Here is a 17,122-nt window from a genome sequence, read left to right as displayed (position 1 = left end):
CTCCCAGGACTAAAAAGATTAACGCTCAGCCACCAGGCGGATAAAGTCGTCTTCGTCTTTGTTATCTTCAGCGACCGCGTCTTTCGGCGCGTCTTTCTCTTCCGGTTCGTTAGCCTCGCAAAGACGGCGTAGCAATGCATTCTGGCGTTTTTGCTGATCGAGCAGCGCTTCCAGCAGTTCGATCTGCTCATTTGTACGCGAACTGGCCCGATTCACGAAAAACCAGATGACCAGCCCCACAAGCAGAACCACCAAAGAAATCATCAGGGATGCCATATTCAGCAACCCTGAATTCAGTAACTCACCCATTTCACCACCTCAATAAAAACGTCTATTTTACCACTGGCGTGAAGGAAGGAAATCACGTTGAGAAAAAATGTGTATTACCACGGAATAAATTTGTTGATTGCGCAAACGCCGCTAAAAAACTGTACATCCTGATCGCACATCACATTGATCGTCTGCGTCCATAACACCACGCACGCTATCAGTACGATAATCAGAATTACCCAGCGTATTTTTTTCACTCCACACTCCGTCTAAGGACCTGATGTAACGAGATTATCACGCTTATCTTAAACAAGGGCTAACTGCGCCTCCATCGCGGTTTTTAAGAATGCTGCACTTGTTTCATTGCGTAAACACGTTACGCTAGCATTACGATAACAACGATAAAAGAGGTAATAATGCGATTCATCATTCGAACAATTATTGCACTGGCCCTTGTCTGGATTGGCCTTCTGTTAACGGGCTATGGTGTGCTTGTGGGGAGCACAGAAAACGCAGCCGGGTTAGGCATTCAGTGTAAATACCTAACCGCACAAGGAATGAGCACCACCCAGTATCTGCATACTGACAGCGGGATCATTGGCTTAACCCAATGTCCTGTACTGCGTAAAACCTCCGTCGTGATTGATAACGGCTAATCAGCCAGGTTCATGAGGCATAAAAAACGCCGCATCAGATGCGGCGTTTTATCATTTCAGCAGGGATTAAAACGGGTAGTCGTGATAGCCCATCTGTTCAGAAATTTTACGTGCGGCAGTGTGCAGAATAGACACATACTCATGAAGACGCTCTTCGGAGAAACGTAAGGTTGGGAAAGAGATACTTAAGCCCGCAATCACCACCCCAAAGCGGTCAAATACCGGGACGCCGATACAGCGCAGCCCCTCTTCCTGCTCTTCGTTATCTTCGCCATACCCTTGCTCGCGCACGCGGTCGAGCACCGTCAGCAGCGCTTCCGTACTGGTAATGGTTCGTTCCGTGCTGCGTTTGTATTCCACGCCGTCGAGGATCTGCTCCACTTCCTCGCGATCGCGCCACGCCAGCAGAACTTTACCAATCGCGGTACTGTAGAGCGGGTTGCGGCGCCCAATGCGCGAATACATGCGCAGATTGTACATGGAGTCGATTTTATGGATGTAAACGATGCTGTCTTCATCCAGCGCACCGAGATGAATGGTCTCTTTGGTCAGGCGAGAGATTTCACGCATCTGAATGTCCGCGCTGCGGATCAGGTCAACATTTTGTAGCGCACGCGCACCTAATTCAAACAGCTTCAGCGTCAGAGAATATTTTTCAGATTCGCCTTCCTGCGCAACGTAACCCAATGATTTCATGGTTTGCAAAAAGCGATAAACGGTGCTTTTTGACATCATCACGCGCTGTGACAGCTCTGTAATACCTATTTCACGCTCTTCTCCAAGCGCCTGTAAGATGCCAAACACCTTCAGCACGGAAGAAACAGAATCTGGTTGTTTATCCAAATCCGCAATAGCCATTTACCACCTCATAGCGAGTGTTTTATAAAAATCAGAACTGGTTTTTATTATAAGTTCCCGTCATGTCAGCTGCAATCAATCCGCGTTTACTTCGTTACAAATCTGCGACATATCGCGGCTGTAACAATGCTAAAATAGTTACCCTGAGAATAATATCACGCTGAGCTTTTTACTCCTGATGGAAAAGAATCTTTCCGATGGCCTGCCATTACCCCAGCGGTATGGCGCAATAGCGACCATCATTATCGGTATCTCCATGGCCGTCCTTGACGGCGCGATTGCGAACGTTGCCCTGCCAACCATCGCCAGCGACCTGCATGCCTCACCCGCCAGTTCGATTTGGATTGTTAACGCCTACCAGATTGCGATTGTGGTTTCACTGCTCTCGTTCTCTTTCCTGGGCGATATGTTCGGTTACCGCCGGGTGTATCAGTGTGGCCTGGTGGTTTTCACGTTTACCTCCCTGTTCTGCGCCCTTTCAGATTCACTGCATACCCTGACGCTTGCGCGCATCGCCCAGGGTTTTGGCGGCGCGGCGTTGATGAGCGTAAACACGGCGCTGATCCGCTTGATTTATCCCCAGCGCCATCTGGGGCGCGGGATGGGTATAAACTCGTTTATTGTGGCCGTCTCTTCAGCCGCCGGGCCAACCATTGCGGCGGCGATCCTTTCCGTCGCGTCATGGCAATGGCTGTTCGCCATTAACGTGCCGCTGGGTATCGTCGCCATCTTCTTTGCCCTGCGCTTTCTTCCCGCTAACGGTCCCAAAATCAGCATGCCGCGCTTCGACGTGGCGAGTGCGGTGATGAATGCCCTGACCTTCGGCCTGCTGATTACAGCGCTGAGCGGCTTTGCGCAAGGACAATCGCTGATGCTTACCGGCGCGGAGCTCATCGCCCTGCTGGCGATCGGCTTCTTCTTTGTTCGCCGCCAGCTCACCCTCCCCGCGCCTTTGCTGCCCGTTGATCTGCTGCGTATTCCTCTCTTTTCACTCTCCATTTGCACGTCCGTCTGCTCGTTCTGCGCCCAGATGCTGGCTCTGGTTTCTCTGCCCTTCTTTCTGCAGAGCGTGGTAGGCCGGTCAGAAGTGGAGACCGGACTGCTGCTCACCCCCTGGCCGCTGGCGACCATGGTGATGGCCCCGCTGGCAGGTTACTTAATTGAACGCGTTCATGCCGGTTTACTCGGGGCGCTGGGGCTGGCGGTGATGGCGACAGGCCTTTTCGCACTGGCATTGCTGCCCTCGTCGCCTTCCGATCTGGACATTATCTGGCGCATGATCCTCTGCGGCGCGGGGTTTGGGCTGTTCCAGTCCCCCAATAACCACACCATTATTACCTCAGCGCCGCGCCATCGTAGCGGAGGGGCCAGCGGCATGTTGGGAACCGCGCGTCTCCTTGGGCAAAGCACCGGTGCGGCGCTGGTCGCCCTGATGTTTAACCTCGCAGGCCAGAACGGCAACCATGTTGCCCTCCTCACCGCCGGTATACTTGCCACACTCGCGGCTATCGTCAGCGGCCTGCGGGTGACCCAGCCCAGGGTTCAGGCATAAAAAAAGCCGGGCGGAGTGTTCTCCTGCCCGGCTTATTGTGTTTTGTTGCGTTACTTCAGGTATTCCCCACTGCGCAGCGCTTCAATACGTTTATCCAGCGGCGGGTGAGACATAAACAGCTCGCTCAGCGATTTGGATTTACCGTTAATGCAGAAGGCCATCATGCTGTTCGCTTCCTGCGGCTCGTAGGAGGTTTTCAGACGCTGCAGCGCGGCAATCATCTTCTCGCGACCAACAAGCTTCGCAGAACCGGCATCCGCGTGGAATTCACGGTGGCGGGAGAACCACATCGTGATGATGCTCGCCAGAATACCGAATACCAGTTCCAGCACCATCGACACGGCAAAATAGATCAGCGGGTTGCCGTTGCTCTCTTCGCCTTCGTCACGGTTGCCGCCCATGAAGCCAGCGGCAATCTGCGCCAGAATGCGGGAGATAAAGATCACGAAGGTGTTTACCACGCCCTGAATCAGGGTCATGGTCACCATGTCACCGTTTGCGATATGGCTGATTTCGTGGGCGATAACCGCTTCGGCTTCGTCACGGCTCATGTTCTGCAACAGTCCGGTGCTAACAGCGACCAGTGACGCATCGCGGCGGGCACCCGTGGCGAACGCGTTGATGTCCGGAGCATGGTAAATGGCCACCTGCGGCATGGCGATCCCGGCCTGACGGGACTGCTGAGCCACCGTATTCATCAGCCACTGTTCCATATCGTTACGCGGCTGTTCAATAACCTCACCCCCTACCGATTTCAATGCCATCCACTTCGACATCAGCAGGGAGATGAACGAGCCACCAAAACCAAACAGCAGCGCCATAATCAACAGACCCTGAACGCTACTCGACTGAATTCCTGTCAGGCTTAGCACGAGCCCGAAAACCACCATCACCGCCAGGTTGGTGAGCAGGAAGAGCGCGATTCGCATCATAATTTTCTTTTTACCTCAGTTTAACAAAACGCACTATGCGATTACCCACATCGTATGGGTATTGCGGCTATTTTCAAGCATCCGGCGGGCGTAAGTCACCAGAAAGACACAACTTTACACAATTGAAAATCTGGCTGACGGAAGGATGAAGAACAAAAAGAAACAGGCACAATCTCTTGTGCCTGTTGGGAGGTTATTTTGCCGGAGCGGGCTGTACGGCAGGTTTCTCTTTTTCCTGATTCGCCAGGTCGAGAGCGATATGCACCGTCTCGTCGAGATACGGATCCGGCTCCTGGTAATCTTTTGGCAGATCGTCCAGTTTCTTGAGCAGAGGCTTGCCTTCACGCTTGAAGCGATCGTTGATACGCGCCAGGCGGGTTGCATCGTCTTCGTTGTTCTCTTTTTCACGCTGAGCGTAGTTCAGAGAAACAATATTCCGCTTATCCTTCAGAGCATTGAATCGCGCAATATCCTTCATGATGTACTGGAACTCCGGATCTTTCGCGATGCGGTCGTTATGCGCCTTCAGCAGCTCAGGGCCAAATTGCGTCATATCACCCGCTTTCACGTAGGTCGCGGCATTGATGCTGTCCCACGGCAACGCGTTATCTTCAAACTTCTCGCCGGTTTCCGTCTCCTGGGTGCCTGTCGGCATGATGATGTCCGGCGTGACACCCTTACGCTGCGTACTGCCGCCGTTTACGCGGTAGAATTTCTGAATGGTGTACTGAACCGAGCCCAGTGCAGGCCATTCCGGACGCAGCATTTGATCGTAAATCCGATTCAGAGAGCGGTACTGCTGAACGGTGCCTTTACCGAAGGTTGGCTCACCGACGATCAGCGCGCGGCCGTAGTCCTGCATGGCAGCGGCGAAGATCTCAGATGCAGATGCACTGAAGCGGTCAACCAGAACCACCAGCGGGCCTTTGTAGTAGACCACACCGTCATTGTCCGCATCTTCTCGCACTTTACCGTTGTTATCGCGCACCTGAACCACCGGGCCAGATGGGATGAACAGGCCAGAGAGTGAAACCGCTTCCGTCAGCGCCCCGCCGCCGTTACTGCGCAGGTCGATGATGATGCTGCTGACGTTCTGCTTTTCAAGTTTCTGCAGCTGAACTTTCACATCGTCAGTCAACCCGACGTAGAAGCCAGGAATATCCAGGACGCCCACCTTCTCTTTACCCACGGTTTTCACCGACATTTTCACCGCGCGATCTTCCAGACGGATACGCTCACGGGTCAGGGTAACGATACGGGTTTTGGTGCCTTTTCCGGCTGGCAGAATTTCCAGACGAACCTTGCTGCCCTTCGGACCTTTGATCAGCGCAACCACGTCATCAAGACGCCAGCCGATCACATCGACCATGTTCTGGCCGGTTTGTCCCACACCCACAATGCGATCGCCTACGCTAATGGCTTTGCTTTTGGATGCCGGACCACCCGCGACCATCGAATTGATCACCGTATAATCATCGTCCATCTGCAGCACCGCGCCGATACCTTCCAGAGACAGGCTCATTTCGGTATTAAACTGCTCGGTGTTGCGAGGTGAGAGATAGTTGGTGTGCGGATCAATTTCGTGCGCAAAGGCCGTCATGGCCAGTGAGAAAACATCCTCACTGTTGGTCTGTGCCAGGCGACGAATGGCAAATTTGTAACGACGCGTCAGCGTGTCACGGATCTCTTTTTCGTCTTTGCCGGTGAGCTTAAGGCTCAGCTCGTCGTATTTCACTTTGCCGTCCCACAGCGCATTCAGCTCGGCTTCATCTTTTGGCCAGGGCGCTTTGCTGCGGTCCAGATTGAAGGTGTCGTTGCCGGTGAAGTCCATCGGACGTTCCAGCACTTTCAGCGCGTACTGATAGCGTTCGAAGCGGCGCTTTTGCGACAGGTTGTAGAGATCGTAGAAGAGATCCAGCTTGCCTGAACGCAACTCGTCACCCACCTCGGATTTCCGCTTAGCGAACTGCTCGACATCGCTGGCGAGCAAAACGTTATGGCTGTAATCCAGCAAGTTCAGATAGCGGTCAAAGATTTTGGCCGAAAAGGCCTGATCGAGATCGAACTGACGATAGTGCGAACGGGTGAAACGTGAGGTCACGCGCTCGCTCACCGTCGCGTGCTGCGTCTCTTCCTTGAGTACCGGAATTTGATCAACACGCGTGATATCGTCCACTGCAAAGGCGTGACCTGTTATAGCAAACAGGCCCGCCAGCGCGGTGAGCTTAAAAAAAGTGTTCATGCCAGGCTTGGCCTCCGTTTCAGAACAACAAGTGTTCTGCGCGTACAATCATTGACATACCAGAAGTCAGCTGTACACGAACGCCATCTTTGGTGATTTCCAGTACGGTGGCGTCCATAGCATTGTTACCCGCTTTTACCTTCAGTGCCTGACCCACGCTCAGGGCGTTAATGTCAGAAACCGGCGTATGGCGCGGCTCTTCACGAGGCGCACGCGGGGCTTTTGCTGCTGGTTTGTCTGCACGCGGTTTGCGATCGTTATTATCGTGACGACGCGGCGCAGGGCGTGGTTTACGCTCACGACGAGGCGCTTCTTCCTGGCCGTTTGCCGCGGCGGCTTCGCGTTTTTTCGCTTGCTGTTCCGCACGTTGTGCCTGAACGCGTGCTTTGGCTTCTTCCAGCTGCTTGCGCGCGTGCTCAACGTGCTGCTCGTCCAGCTCACCGCAAGGGTTGCCGTCGAGATCCACGCGGGTCGCGCCAGGTTTGATACCGTACAGGTAACGCCAGCTCGAAGTATAAAGACGTAAGGCGGAACGCAGCTGAGTTTTGCTGAGGTTCATTTCCCCTTCAACACGCGCCACCAGATCCTGAAAAATACCGACTTTCAGGGGACGAGCTTCGCCTTCCGCGCTGAAGCACTGCGGGAAACGCTCGGCCAGAAATGCGATAACTTCTTTACTGCTATTCAACTTAGGTTGATTTTCCATGAAATTTCCTGATTACAACGGACGTTGCCAACAAGCGCAGGCATGAACAGGCGTCATTATAATGACGCTATCAGTAAATGCTACGTTATCCGTTGATTATCCTGCGACGCTCGCAAAGAATTTTTGATAATCGGTTGCTGCGAGTACGTTTTCCAGATTCGCCACCAGCTCGCGCAGCCCCTGTTCGTCCTCGGTTGTAAAGCGACTGAAGACCGTACTGTCGATGTCCAGAACGCCAATAATCTGATTTTTGACCACCAGCGGCAGAACGATTTCAGAATTACTGGCGGCATCACAGGCGATGTGCCCGTCAAACGCATGAACGTCTTCCACACGCTGGACCTGATTCTCGGCCACCGCCGTGCCGCATACGCCACGCCCTACCGGAATACGCACGCAGGCCAGTTTGCCCTGGAACGGACCGAGCACCAGCGTTTCACCTTCCAGAAGGTAAAAGCCCGCCCAGTTCACGTCAGAGAGACGTTCAAACAGCAATGCGCTAGTATTTGCCAGAGTGGCTAAGAAGCTGGTCTCACCCGCCATCAATGCCTTAAAATCGCGGTTCAGATCCGCGTAGAATTCTGTTTTGTTCATTATTCAATCACTTAGTTGTCTTACAAAATTACCGCATAGCCTATTAAAATAAGCATTAAATGCGCTCATGCTCAAGATGAATCCGTTCATGAGTTATTATAACTTTCAACAATACTTATTTGTGCGCAGCTGATGGCCTTAAAAACAACCAAAATTACGCCGACGAGAAAGATAACTGTCCATACGGTAAGCGAAGCTTTGCCTCGTGCACATTATCAGCGTTGCCCCCAGTGCGATACGCTTTTTATGTTGCCGAAGATGAAATCGCACCAAAGTGCCTTCTGCCCCCGCTGTGACGCCAAAATTCGCGATGGCCGCGACTGGTCGTTGACCCGCCTCGCCGCCATGGCCGTTACCATGCTGCTGCTGATGCCCTTCGCCTGGAGTGAGCCGCTGCTAAAACTCTACCTGCTCGGCGTGCGCATTGACGCCAACGTGCTGCAGGGCATCTGGCAGATGACCCGTCAGGGCGATCCCATCACCGCCGCGATGGTGCTGTTCTGCACCGTCGGCGCACCCCTGGTGCTGGTTGCCGCCATTGCCTATCTCTGGTTTGGCAACATTCTTGGCATGAACCTTCGCCCGGTGCTGCTGATGCTGGACAAGCTCAAAGAGTGGGTGATGCTGGATATTTATCTGGTAGGCGTGGGGGTTGCGTCAATAAAGGTGCAGGACTACGCCTTTTTGCAGCCCGGCGTCGGACTCTTTGCCTTCATCTGTCTGGTATTGCTGAGCATCCTGACGCTGATCCACCTGAACGTTGAGCAGCTCTGGGAGCGATTCTACCCTCAGCGCCCCGCCACGCGTCCCGATGAAAATCTGCGCGTCTGTCTGGGTTGCCACTATACCGGGTTACCCGACACGCGCGGACGCTGCCCGCGGTGCCACATTCCGTTGAGACTGCGGCGCAATAACAGCCTGCAAAAATGCTGGGCGGCGCTGATCGCCTCCCTGGTGTTTCTGATCCCCGCCAATATGCTGCCGATTTCCATCATTTACGTGAATGGTGGACGTCAGGAGGATACTATCCTCTCCGGGATTATCTCCCTTGCGCACAGCAATGTCGGGGTGGCGGCAATCGTCTTTATTGCCAGTATCCTGGTTCCCTTTACCAAAGTGGTGGTGATGATTACCCTGCTCATCAGCATTCACTTAAAGTGTGAACAAGGTTTACGGACCCGCATTTTGCTTCTGCGATTCGTCACCTGGATTGGCCGCTGGTCAATGTTAGATCTGTTCGTGATTTCGCTGATGAGGTCGCTCATCAATCGCGATCAGTTACTTGCTTTTACAATGGGACCCGCGGCTTTTTATTTCGGCTCTGCGGTGATATTGACTATTCTTGCTGTGGAATGGCTGGATAGCCGCTTACTTTGGGATGCACATGAGTCAGGAAACCCCCGCTTCGCCGACTGAAGCGAGAATTAAAACAAAACGCCGCATTTCGCCATTCTGGTTGCTGCCCGTCATCGCCCTGATGATTGCAGGCTGGCTTATCTGGACAAGCTATGAGGATCGCGGCAGTACCGTCACCATTGATTTCCAGACCGCCGACGGCATCGTCGCCGGGCGAACCCCCGTTCGCTTCCAGGGGGTTGAAGTGGGTACGGTTCAGGATATCTCCCTTGGAAAAGGGCTGAACAAGATTCAGGTGCGGGTCAGCATTAAATCTGACATGCAGGATGCCCTGCGCAGCGAAACGCAGTTCTGGCTGGTGACGCCAAAAGCCTCGCTGGCCGGCGTTTCCGGTCTGGATGCGCTCGTCGGCGGTAACTATATCGGCATGATGCCCGGCAAAGGTGAGCCGCAGGATCACTTTGTTGCTCTGGATACGCAGCCCAAATACCGCCTCAATAACGGCGATTTGATGATTCATCTCCAGGCGCCGGACCTCGGTTCCCTGAACAGCGGCTCCCTGGTCTATTTCCGTAAGATCCCGGTTGGCCGCGTGTACGATTACGCGATTAACCCGAATAAACAGGGCGTCACCATTGATGTGCTGATCGAGCGCCGCTTCACCAATCTGGTGAAAAAGGGCAGCCGCTTCTGGAACGTGTCCGGCGTGGATGCCGACCTCAGCCTGAGCGGTGCGAAAGTGAAGCTGGAGAGTTTGGCCGCACTGGTGAACGGCGCCATCGCCTTTGACTCCCCGGAAAACTCAAGCCCTGCCACGGCTGATGACACGTTCGGATTGTACGCCGATCTGGCGCACAGCCAGCGCGGCGTGATCGTCAAACTCGCCCTTCCCGATGCTAAAGGACTAAAAGCGGGTTCAACGCCACTGATGTATCAGGGTCTGCAGGTCGGCCAGCTCACCAAAATGACGCTCAACCCGGGCGGATCGGTCACCGGCGAAATGACGGTCGATCCGAGCGTGGTCGATCTCCTGCGCGAGAAAACACGCATCGAAATGCGCAGTCCAAAGCTCTCTCTTAACGATGCCAGCCTCAGCACGCTGCTGACCGGCAATACCTTTGAGCTGATCCCCGGGGAAGGTCAGCCCAGCAATAGCTTCGTGATTGCCCCGGCGGATAAAGCCCTGCTGCAAAAGCCGGGCGTCGTGACGGTTACGCTCAATGCGCCAGAAAGCTATGGCATTGAAGCCGGTCAGCCGTTGATTTTACACGGCGTGCAGGTGGGACAGGTGCTGGAGCGCAAGCTCTCCGCGGATGGGGTGCAATTCTCCGTTGCCATCGACCCGCAATACAGAGACCTGGTACATGGCGACAGTAAATTCGTGGTGAACAGTCGCGTCGACGTGAAGGTAGGACTGGACGGCGTGGAGTTTCTCGGCGCCAGCGCCAGCGAATGGGTGAACGGCGGCATCCGTATTTTGCCGGGGGATAAAGGTCCCGTGCGCGACAGCTACCCGCTGTATGCCAACCTTGAGAAAGCAATTGAAAACAGCCTGAGCGATCTTCCTACCACCACGCTGACGTTAAGCGCCGAGACCCTGCCGGACGTTCAGGCGGGCTCCGTGGTGCTGTATCGCAAGTTTGAAGTCGGGGAAGTGATCACCGTTCGCCCGCGTGCCGACGCCTTTGATATCGAACTGCACATCAAGCCGGAGTACCGTAAGCTGCTGACGCCGAACAGCGTCTTCTGGGCCGAAGGCGGCGCGAAAGTGCAGCTGAACGGTAACGGACTGACCGTACAGGCCTCTCCGCTGTCACGCGCGCTGCGCGGGGCGATTAGCTTCGATAACCTCAGCGGAGCGGGCGCGAACCTGCGTAAAGGCGATAAGCGTATTCTCTTCCCGTCCGAGACCGCCGCACGCGCCGTGGGCGGGCAGATTACCCTGCACGCGTTTGATGCCGGTAAGCTGGCGGAAGGCATGCCCATCCGCTACCTGGGCATTGATATCGGGCAGATCCAGAAGCTGACGCTGATCACCTCGCGTAACGAGGTGCAGGCTACCGCCGTGCTCTACCCGGAATATGTGCAGACCTTTGCGCGCGCGGGTTCGCGCTTCTCGGTGGTGACACCGCAGATCTCGGCCGCAGGCGTTGAGCATCTCGACACCATTTTGCAGCCGTACATCAACGTTGAGCCCGGCCAGGGCAATGCCCGTCGTGATTTCGAGCTGCAGGAAGCCACGATCACCGACTCGCGCTACCTTGGCGGCCTGAGCATCGTGGTGGAAGTGCCGGAAGCCGGCTCGCTGAGCATCGGCACCCCTGTGCTGTTCCGCGGCATTGAGGTCGGTACGGTCACGGGCCTGACGCTCGGGACGCTCTCCGACCGCGTGATGGTGGCGCTACGCATCAGCGAACGCTACCAGCACCTGGTGCGTAATAACTCGGTGTTCTGGCTGGCATCCGGCTACTCGCTGGACTTCGGCCTGACGGGAGGCGTGGTGAAAACCGGGACCTTCAACCAGTTCATTCGCGGCGGTATTGCGTTTGCCACACCGCCGGGGACGCCGCTGGCGCCGAAAGCGCAGCCGGGTAAACATTTCCTGCTGCTCGAAAGCGAACCGAAAGAGTGGCGCGAATGGGGAACCGCCCTGCCGCGTTAATCTCCAAGGCTCCGGTGTCAACGCACCGGAGCCTTTATGTTACACTGCGCACCTGAACTTTTCCCTGTGGTGTGCCCGTGGCTCAAAACTCCGTATTTCTTCCTGAACAATTCCTGGCGCAGATGCGCGAGGCGCTTCCTTCTCACCTGTCGTTAGACGATTTTATCGCCGCCTGCCAACGTCCGTTACGCCGCAGTATTCGCGTCAACACGCTGAAAATCAGCGTCGAGGATTTTCTGGCGCTGGTCGCGCCCTACAGCTGGCAGCTTACGCCGGTACCGTGGTGCGCTGAGGGGTTCTGGATCGAGCGCGATGACGAAGACGCCGTGCCGCTGGGAAGCACCGCTGAACATCTGAGCGGCCTGTTCTATATCCAGGAAGCCAGCTCGATGCTGCCGGTGGCAGCCCTGTTCGCCGATGGCAATTCGCCTGAACGCGTAATGGATGTGGCCGCGGCGCCCGGCTCAAAAACCACGCAGATTGCCGCCCGTATGGGTAACCGGGGCGCGATCCTCGCCAACGAGTTTTCCGCCAGCCGCGTGAAGGTATTGCATGCCAACATCAGCCGCTGCGGTATTCATAACGTTGCCCTGACGCACTTCGACGGCCGCGTGTTTGGCGCCGCCCTGCCGGAAGCCTTCGACGCCATTCTGCTGGACGCTCCCTGCTCCGGCGAAGGGGTGGTGCGTAAAGATCCCGATGCGTTAAAGAACTGGTCCGTGGAAAGCAACATTGAGATCGCCGCCACGCAGCGGGAGCTGATCGAGAGCGCATTCCATGCCCTTCGCCCAGGCGGCACGCTGGTCTATTCAACGTGCACCTTAAACCGCGATGAAAACGAAGACGTCTGCCTGTGGCTGAAAGCGCAATACCCGGATGCGGTCGAATTCCTGCCGCTTAACGATCTGTTCGCCTCGGCACAGGAGGCGATTACGCCGGAGGGTTTCCTCCACGTATTCCCGCAGATTTACGACTGCGAAGGCTTCTTTGTGGCACGTCTGCGTAAAACGCAGGCGGTTGCTCCCCTGCCCGCCCCCAAATTCAAGGTCGGCAACTTCCCGTTTGCCCCCCTCAAAGGTCGCGATGCAGCACAGCTTGTCGCCGCCGCCGAAAAAATTGGCCTGGTCTGGGATGAGAGCCTGCACCTCTGGATCCGTGATAAAGAGGTATGGCTGTTCCCGGCTGAGATCGAACCGCTCATCGGAAAGGTCCGTTTTTCCCGAATCGGGATCCGCCTGGCGGAAGTGCATAATAAAGGCTATCGCTGGCAGCATGAGGCCGTCATCGCCCTTGCCGGGCACGAGAATGCCTTTGCCCTGACGCATCAGGAAGCCGAAGAGTGGTACCGTGGTCGCGATGTCTATCCTGACAGCACGCCATCAGGCGATGAAGTGATCGTGACGTATCAGGGATACCCGCTCGGGCTGGCAAAAAAAGTCGGTTCACGACTGAAAAACAGCTATCCGCGCGAGCTGGTCCGGGATGGACGACTGTTTACCGGTAACGATCGCACGGCCTGAAAAAAAGCGCATTTTTTTACTGGCGATTTTGCTCTCCTTGTCTACGATCAAAAATGGGTGGCCGTACTGGTCATACCAGATTTTGACAACCGACCCGGAGAGCACTATGACGAAAACCAGCGTGCGTATTGGCGCTTTTGAGATCGACGACGCAGAACTGCGCGGCGAAGCGCAAGGCGATCGAACGTTAAGTATTCCCTGCAAATCCGACCCGGATTTGTGCATGCAGCTCGATGCATGGGATGCAGACACCAGCGTCCCGGCAATACTTGATGGCGAACATTCTGTCCTTTACCGTGAGCATTACGATAGTAAAACCGATGCCTGGGTCATGCGTCTTGCCTGACCTAAAGAGAACCCGCCCGAAGGCGGGTTATTTATTACTGCAGCTGCGCCAGCGTGAAGTAACCGTCAAATACGGCGCCCGTATCAATGTAGTGGAGATTGTCAAAATCATACCTTCTGTCGACGGGCGTATGTCCGAACCAGAAATGATCCGCACCGCTGATGCCCTGCCCTTTACCCACCATAAACCCCATCAACCGATCGCGATCCCATAAAACGCGCTGGGCGCTCACCGGTTTTTGCCAGCGGTATTCCGCTGCCGGATAATCCGCATGGGCAATCACGTTCAGACCGTTCGCACAGGTTACCTCGATGATATGCGGTAAATCGCGACAGGCTTCGAGCAACGACAGCGCAAGCTGTTGCTGGTCCCGTTCAAGTTGCCTGAACCATATTCCGCCATTCATTGTCCAGAGTGAAAAATCGTTATTATCCAGACTGTCGAGCGCCATTTGCTCATGGTTGCCCCGGACGGCACGAAACCATTTTTCATTGATAAGCTGTAATGATTTAACGCTGTCCGGACCGCGATCGATCATATCCCCAACGGAAATAAGCAAATCCTCATACGGATTAAAATGACGGCGTTTAAGCTCATCCATAAGCCGCTGATAACAGCCATGTATATCGCTGACCACCCAGACGTGACGCCACTTTCGACCATCTATTCGCTCATACATAGAACCTCCCACAAGAGAGTGTAGCTGCAGCTAGCATATGCGCAGGGAAGCTCCGCTGGAGCGCTTTTCATAAAGTTAAACAAACAGTAAACTAAGGATAAATAAATATTTCACCAGTATTAATACACTTTTGCATGCCCCTAAAATATGCATTGCATAAACTTTGAGGTCTTTCCGTGTCAAATAAGCGCCTGCAAGAAGATGCGCCACATTCGCATCGTACCCATATCATTTCCGAACTGGTGAAAGGTAAACTCGTTCCAGGTCCTATCTGGCAAAAACGCGAGTACCGTCTCAAATTTCTGTTACGTTCACTGCTGTTCTGGTCTTCCACGCATCGCATGCTCGATGCACTGGCTCGCCGCAACGATTTCGACCAGCTGCTGGCTTCGCAAATCACCCTGCCGAGCAAAACGCATCGCCAGTATCTCATGCGGGGGATGAATGCCAACGCACGGGCCAATGCCATCATCACCCATTATCAGTGGATTGACTCCCTGAGAGATGCCGGGCTAATCGCCGCCTTAACCGGGCCGCAAGAACAATCCATTGTTGAGTTTCATGCTAAAGATGGCGTGAGCTATAACGTTAATGCCATGAACGCCAGTAAAGCAGAGCGTGAGGGCGAGTGTACGCTGTGGCTGCGTGATAACGAAAATACCCTGCTTGCGAGCGTGACGTTTTGCGTTACGCGTGAAAACGGAGAATATGCGCTGGTGATTGGGGGTCTTCAGGGCCCGCGCCGCAGCGTATCCCGCGATGTGATCAAACAGGCGACCCGTGCCTGCCATGGTCTTTTCCCGAAACGCGTGTTGATGGAAGTGCTTTTCCAGCTTGCAACCCTCTCCGGCATGAAAGCCATTTACGCAGTCAGCGATGAAGGGCATATCTTCCGCGCGCTGCGCTATCGTCTGAGTAAAGGTCGTCATTTCCATGCCAGCTACGACGAGTTTTGGGCTTCTATTGACGGTCAAAAACGCTCGACCTTCAGTTGGCAGCTCCCGCTGCATATGGAGCGCAAATCCCTTGAAGAAATTGCCAGTAAAAAACGCGCTGAATACCGCCGTCGCTTTGAGCTGCTTGATGAAATCGAGGCGTCGGTTAGGTCGTACTTTTAGACCCCGCACGCGCTTTACTGAATTGCACACGAAAATTTAACAAAACAGGCAAAAAGGGCTGGACTACAGCATGCCGTAATGTGTTATGTTTTAACCAGACGTACAGAACGTGCGCTGCAGAACTGAGACAACGAAAGGATTAGTCTTTTACTTTCATGCAGATAAAAAGAGACCGAATACGATTCCTGTATTCGGTCCAGGGAAATGGCTCTTGGGAGAGAGCCGTGCGCTAAAAGTTGGCATTAATGCAGGCTAAGTCGCCTTGCCTTTTAAGAATAGATGACGACGCCAGGTTTTCCAGTCCACAGCTAAAGCGGTCGGAAAAAAAGCGCCAGAGCATCATAAAATGTGAAAAACCGCAGTGCTTTCGCAAGCATCTGCGGTTTTTTATTGGGAACCTGAACGTTAGCAGAGCTTGTCGGCGCGCTCGATAAACGGGGCCAGACTCATTTTCTGTCCCGGATTCGCCGGGTCAGCGATCTGAATGATGCTAATCGGCTGGCCGCTGTTCTTTCCGCTGGCCACCTGCTGCTCGGCGGTTTCATTTAACGGGTATTGCACCAGCGTGCTCGGGTTGATGGCATACAGCGCATGGCCCGGACGGCAGGTCAGCATCACCTCTTCACGGTTGAAGGCCCATTTGTCCTTACCCACTTCAAAACGGCTGACGGTGATAACCTGCGGTGCGGCAAACGCGCTCCCCGTGCAGGCCAGCAATATGAGAGAAAGTACTGTCTTTTTCATATGATATTTAACCTTGTCAGAAGGGTTCCCAGGTGGCGAACAGACTGACCGTTGCCAGTACCAGCGCCCCCAGCACCACTTCTGCCTGTGTCATCCTGATAAAAATCTGTTGTGCTCGCCCGGTCTCCGGACGAAACCGTGGCACCAGAAAATACCGATTTGCCAGCGCAATTACCACCATCAACGCCACCAGCGCACATTTGAACAACAAAAACTGCACGTAGTCAGCCTGCCAGGGAATATGGACGCCCAGTATCATGAGTGCATTGATCGCTCCGCTGAGCAGCACGCCCGCGACCGCATAATGGCCCACGCGCGAGAAGCGCATCATGGTATAGATGGCGGCATTCTGCCAGCGCCCGTTCGCCAGACGCATGCAGAACAGCAGGGGCAGTAATCCGCCAAGCCAGGTAGCAGCACAGATCAGGTGAAAAGCGTGATTAAGGCGCTGCAGCGCCCCCATCGGACCGTCGTTCATCGCCGCGTGCCCTACCCCCGCCAGCAGGATAAGCTGCCCCATGGCGAGCAGCAGCAGCCGCGAACCCTTCAGCGGCGCGAGCCATGCTGCAGCGACCGTCATCGCAGCGAGAATCATTTGCCAAAGCCAGACGCCGCCAAACTGTGTCCTCATTACGCCGGACCAGACCTGTGGGGCAAATACGTCGCCCCAACCGTTACCCATCTGCCCGCCCTGAAGCATAAACATCAGGAGTGCAGCCGCCAGGCTCACAAAAGCCGCCACTTTCTGCTGCAGCTGGAAACGTCGGGACATCAGCCGCTGGAGAGAGGAAGGCGCAAACCAGACGCTGTAAAGCGCGTTGCCAAAAATCAGCATCAGCGCCCCGAAATGGATAAAGCGCAACCCGATATAACACAGCGCCAGCATG

At 54.8% G+C, this 17,122-nt stretch carries 17 protein-coding genes; 7 read left to right on the top strand and 10 right to left on the bottom strand.

Annotation, left to right across the window (positions count from 1 at the left end):
• Positions 1-18: 18 nt before the first annotated feature.
• Together AA74_RS0100170 and mgrB are read right to left on the bottom strand one after the other, a co-directional pair.
• Positions 19-309 carry a YebO family protein gene (locus AA74_RS0100170; protein ID WP_008500484.1) on the bottom strand — a complete coding sequence of 97 codons (291 nt, stop codon included), beginning with the start codon at positions 307-309 and terminating at the stop codon, positions 19-21.
• 74 nt (positions 310-383) lie between these two features.
• A complete protein-coding gene (gene mgrB / locus AA74_RS0100165) occupies positions 384-527 on the bottom strand; it encodes a PhoP/PhoQ regulator MgrB (RefSeq protein WP_006175995.1) in 144 nt (47 codons plus the stop codon).
• A gap of 159 nt (positions 528-686) precedes the next feature.
• Here mgrB and AA74_RS0100160 point away from each other — a divergent pair, with 159 nt between their 5' ends.
• Positions 687-926 (top strand): YobH family protein, encoded by a 240-nt coding sequence (locus AA74_RS0100160; protein ID WP_025910102.1) that lies wholly within the window; start codon positions 687-689, stop codon positions 924-926.
• A gap of 66 nt (positions 927-992) precedes the next feature.
• Here the strand turns inward: AA74_RS0100160 and kdgR are convergent, their stop codons facing one another.
• A complete protein-coding gene (kdgR, locus tag AA74_RS0100155; protein WP_025910101.1) occupies positions 993-1,784 on the bottom strand; it encodes a DNA-binding transcriptional regulator KdgR in 792 nt (263 codons plus the stop codon).
• Between the two features lie 178 nt (positions 1,785-1,962).
• Here kdgR and AA74_RS0100150 point away from each other — a divergent pair, with 178 nt between their 5' ends.
• Positions 1,963-3,336: an MFS transporter gene (locus AA74_RS0100150; RefSeq protein ID WP_025910099.1), complete on the top strand. Its 1,374-nt coding sequence runs from the start codon at positions 1,963-1,965 to the stop codon at positions 3,334-3,336.
• A 50-nt stretch (positions 3,337-3,386) separates the two neighbouring features.
• On the opposite strand, the gene htpX is transcribed toward AA74_RS0100150, so the two are convergent.
• The 4 genes from htpX to AA74_RS0100130 all read right to left on the bottom strand — a co-directional run bounded on the left by htpX (position 3,387) and on the right by AA74_RS0100130 (position 7,810).
• On the bottom strand, positions 3,387-4,268 hold the full coding sequence (htpX, locus tag AA74_RS0100145; protein ID WP_014884290.1) for a protease HtpX: 882 nt from the start codon (positions 4,266-4,268) through the stop codon (positions 3,387-3,389).
• Between the two features lie 193 nt (positions 4,269-4,461).
• The gene (gene prc / locus AA74_RS0100140; protein ID WP_025910096.1) at positions 4,462-6,510 is read right to left on the bottom strand and encodes a carboxy terminal-processing peptidase; all 2,049 of its coding nucleotides are present in this window, start codon (positions 6,508-6,510) and stop codon (positions 4,462-4,464) included.
• A 19-nt stretch (positions 6,511-6,529) separates the two neighbouring features.
• Positions 6,530-7,216: an RNA chaperone ProQ gene (proQ, locus tag AA74_RS0100135; protein WP_014884292.1), complete on the bottom strand. Its 687-nt coding sequence runs from the start codon at positions 7,214-7,216 to the stop codon at positions 6,530-6,532.
• Between the two features lie 96 nt (positions 7,217-7,312).
• Complete coding sequence (locus tag AA74_RS0100130) at positions 7,313-7,810, bottom strand: GAF domain-containing protein (protein WP_008500476.1); 498 nt, start codon at positions 7,808-7,810, stop codon at positions 7,313-7,315.
• A gap of 132 nt (positions 7,811-7,942) precedes the next feature.
• Between AA74_RS0100130 and yebS the strand changes: the two genes are divergently transcribed.
• The 4 genes from yebS (at position 7,943) to AA74_RS0100110 (ending at position 13,694) form a co-directional block, all read left to right on the top strand.
• Positions 7,943-9,226, top strand: coding sequence for a membrane integrity lipid transport subunit YebS (gene yebS / locus AA74_RS0100125; protein WP_025910090.1), 1,284 nt, complete (start codon positions 7,943-7,945; stop codon positions 9,224-9,226).
• Positions 9,195-11,828, top strand: coding sequence for a PqiB family protein (locus AA74_RS0100120; protein ID WP_025910088.1), 2,634 nt, complete (start codon positions 9,195-9,197; stop codon positions 11,826-11,828). The genes yebS and AA74_RS0100120 overlap by 32 nt, the downstream gene beginning before the upstream one ends.
• 77 nt (positions 11,829-11,905) lie before the next feature.
• A complete protein-coding gene (rsmF, locus tag AA74_RS0100115; RefSeq protein ID WP_025910085.1) occupies positions 11,906-13,348 on the top strand; it encodes a 16S rRNA (cytosine(1407)-C(5))-methyltransferase RsmF in 1,443 nt (480 codons plus the stop codon).
• 106 nt (positions 13,349-13,454) lie between these two features.
• Complete coding sequence (locus AA74_RS0100110; protein WP_008500472.1) at positions 13,455-13,694, top strand: YebV family protein; 240 nt, start codon at positions 13,455-13,457, stop codon at positions 13,692-13,694.
• A gap of 34 nt (positions 13,695-13,728) precedes the next feature.
• Here the strand turns inward: AA74_RS0100110 and pphA are convergent, their stop codons facing one another.
• Positions 13,729-14,373, bottom strand: a complete 645-nt coding sequence (gene pphA / locus AA74_RS0100105; RefSeq protein ID WP_025910082.1) for a protein-serine/threonine phosphatase — start codon at positions 14,371-14,373, stop codon at positions 13,729-13,731.
• Between the two features lie 176 nt (positions 14,374-14,549).
• Here pphA and AA74_RS0100100 point away from each other — a divergent pair, with 176 nt between their 5' ends.
• Positions 14,550-15,491: a VirK/YbjX family protein gene (locus AA74_RS0100100; RefSeq protein ID WP_025910080.1), complete on the top strand. Its 942-nt coding sequence runs from the start codon at positions 14,550-14,552 to the stop codon at positions 15,489-15,491.
• 405 nt (positions 15,492-15,896) lie between these two features.
• Here AA74_RS0100100 and AA74_RS0100095 read toward each other — a convergent pair whose 3' ends face one another.
• Both AA74_RS0100095 and copD read right to left on the bottom strand, forming a co-directional pair.
• Positions 15,897-16,235 carry a YebY family protein gene (locus tag AA74_RS0100095; RefSeq protein WP_025910078.1) on the bottom strand — a complete coding sequence of 113 codons (339 nt, stop codon included), beginning with the start codon at positions 16,233-16,235 and terminating at the stop codon, positions 15,897-15,899.
• A 16-nt stretch (positions 16,236-16,251) separates the two neighbouring features.
• Positions 16,252-17,121 carry a copper homeostasis membrane protein CopD gene (gene copD / locus AA74_RS0100090; RefSeq protein WP_025910076.1) on the bottom strand — a complete coding sequence of 290 codons (870 nt, stop codon included), beginning with the start codon at positions 17,119-17,121 and terminating at the stop codon, positions 16,252-16,254.
• Position 17,122 lies beyond the last annotated feature (1 nt).

The organism is Enterobacter sp. 5-4 (assembly GCF_000612205.1).
Lineage (GTDB): Bacteria > Pseudomonadota > Gammaproteobacteria > Enterobacterales > Enterobacteriaceae > Enterobacter > Enterobacter roggenkampii.
This window is presented reverse-complemented; position numbering and strand designations above follow the sequence as displayed.

Bases quoted from the DNA above. Each gene is read 5' to 3' on its own strand.
- AA74_RS0100170 (WP_008500484.1), bottom strand. From the start codon at position 309: ATGGGTGAGTTACTGAATTCAGGGTTGCTGAATATGGCATCCCTGATG.
- AA74_RS0100160 (WP_025910102.1), top strand. From the start codon at position 687: ATGCGATTCATCATTCGAACAATTATTGCACTGGCCCTTGTCTGGATT.
- kdgR (WP_025910101.1), bottom strand. From the start codon at position 1,784: ATGGCTATTGCGGATTTGGATAAACAACCAGATTCTGTTTCTTCCGTG.
- AA74_RS0100150 (WP_025910099.1), top strand. From the start codon at position 1,963: ATGGAAAAGAATCTTTCCGATGGCCTGCCATTACCCCAGCGGTATGGC.
- htpX (WP_014884290.1), bottom strand. From the start codon at position 4,268: ATGATGCGAATCGCGCTCTTCCTGCTCACCAACCTGGCGGTGATGGTG.
- prc (WP_025910096.1), bottom strand. From the start codon at position 6,510: ATGAACACTTTTTTTAAGCTCACCGCGCTGGCGGGCCTGTTTGCTATA.
- proQ (WP_014884292.1), bottom strand. From the start codon at position 7,216: ATGGAAAATCAACCTAAGTTGAATAGCAGTAAAGAAGTTATCGCATTT.
- AA74_RS0100130 (WP_008500476.1), bottom strand. From the start codon at position 7,810: ATGAACAAAACAGAATTCTACGCGGATCTGAACCGCGATTTTAAGGCA.
- yebS (WP_025910090.1), top strand. From the start codon at position 7,943: ATGGCCTTAAAAACAACCAAAATTACGCCGACGAGAAAGATAACTGTC.
- AA74_RS0100120 (WP_025910088.1), top strand. From the start codon at position 9,195: ATGAGTCAGGAAACCCCCGCTTCGCCGACTGAAGCGAGAATTAAAACA.
- AA74_RS0100110 (WP_008500472.1), top strand. From the start codon at position 13,455: ATGACGAAAACCAGCGTGCGTATTGGCGCTTTTGAGATCGACGACGCA.
- pphA (WP_025910082.1), bottom strand. From the start codon at position 14,373: ATGTATGAGCGAATAGATGGTCGAAAGTGGCGTCACGTCTGGGTGGTC.
- AA74_RS0100095 (WP_025910078.1), bottom strand. From the start codon at position 16,235: ATGAAAAAGACAGTACTTTCTCTCATATTGCTGGCCTGCACGGGGAGC.
- copD (WP_025910076.1), bottom strand. From the start codon at position 17,121: ATGCTGGCGCTGTGTTATATCGGGTTGCGCTTTATCCATTTCGGGGCG.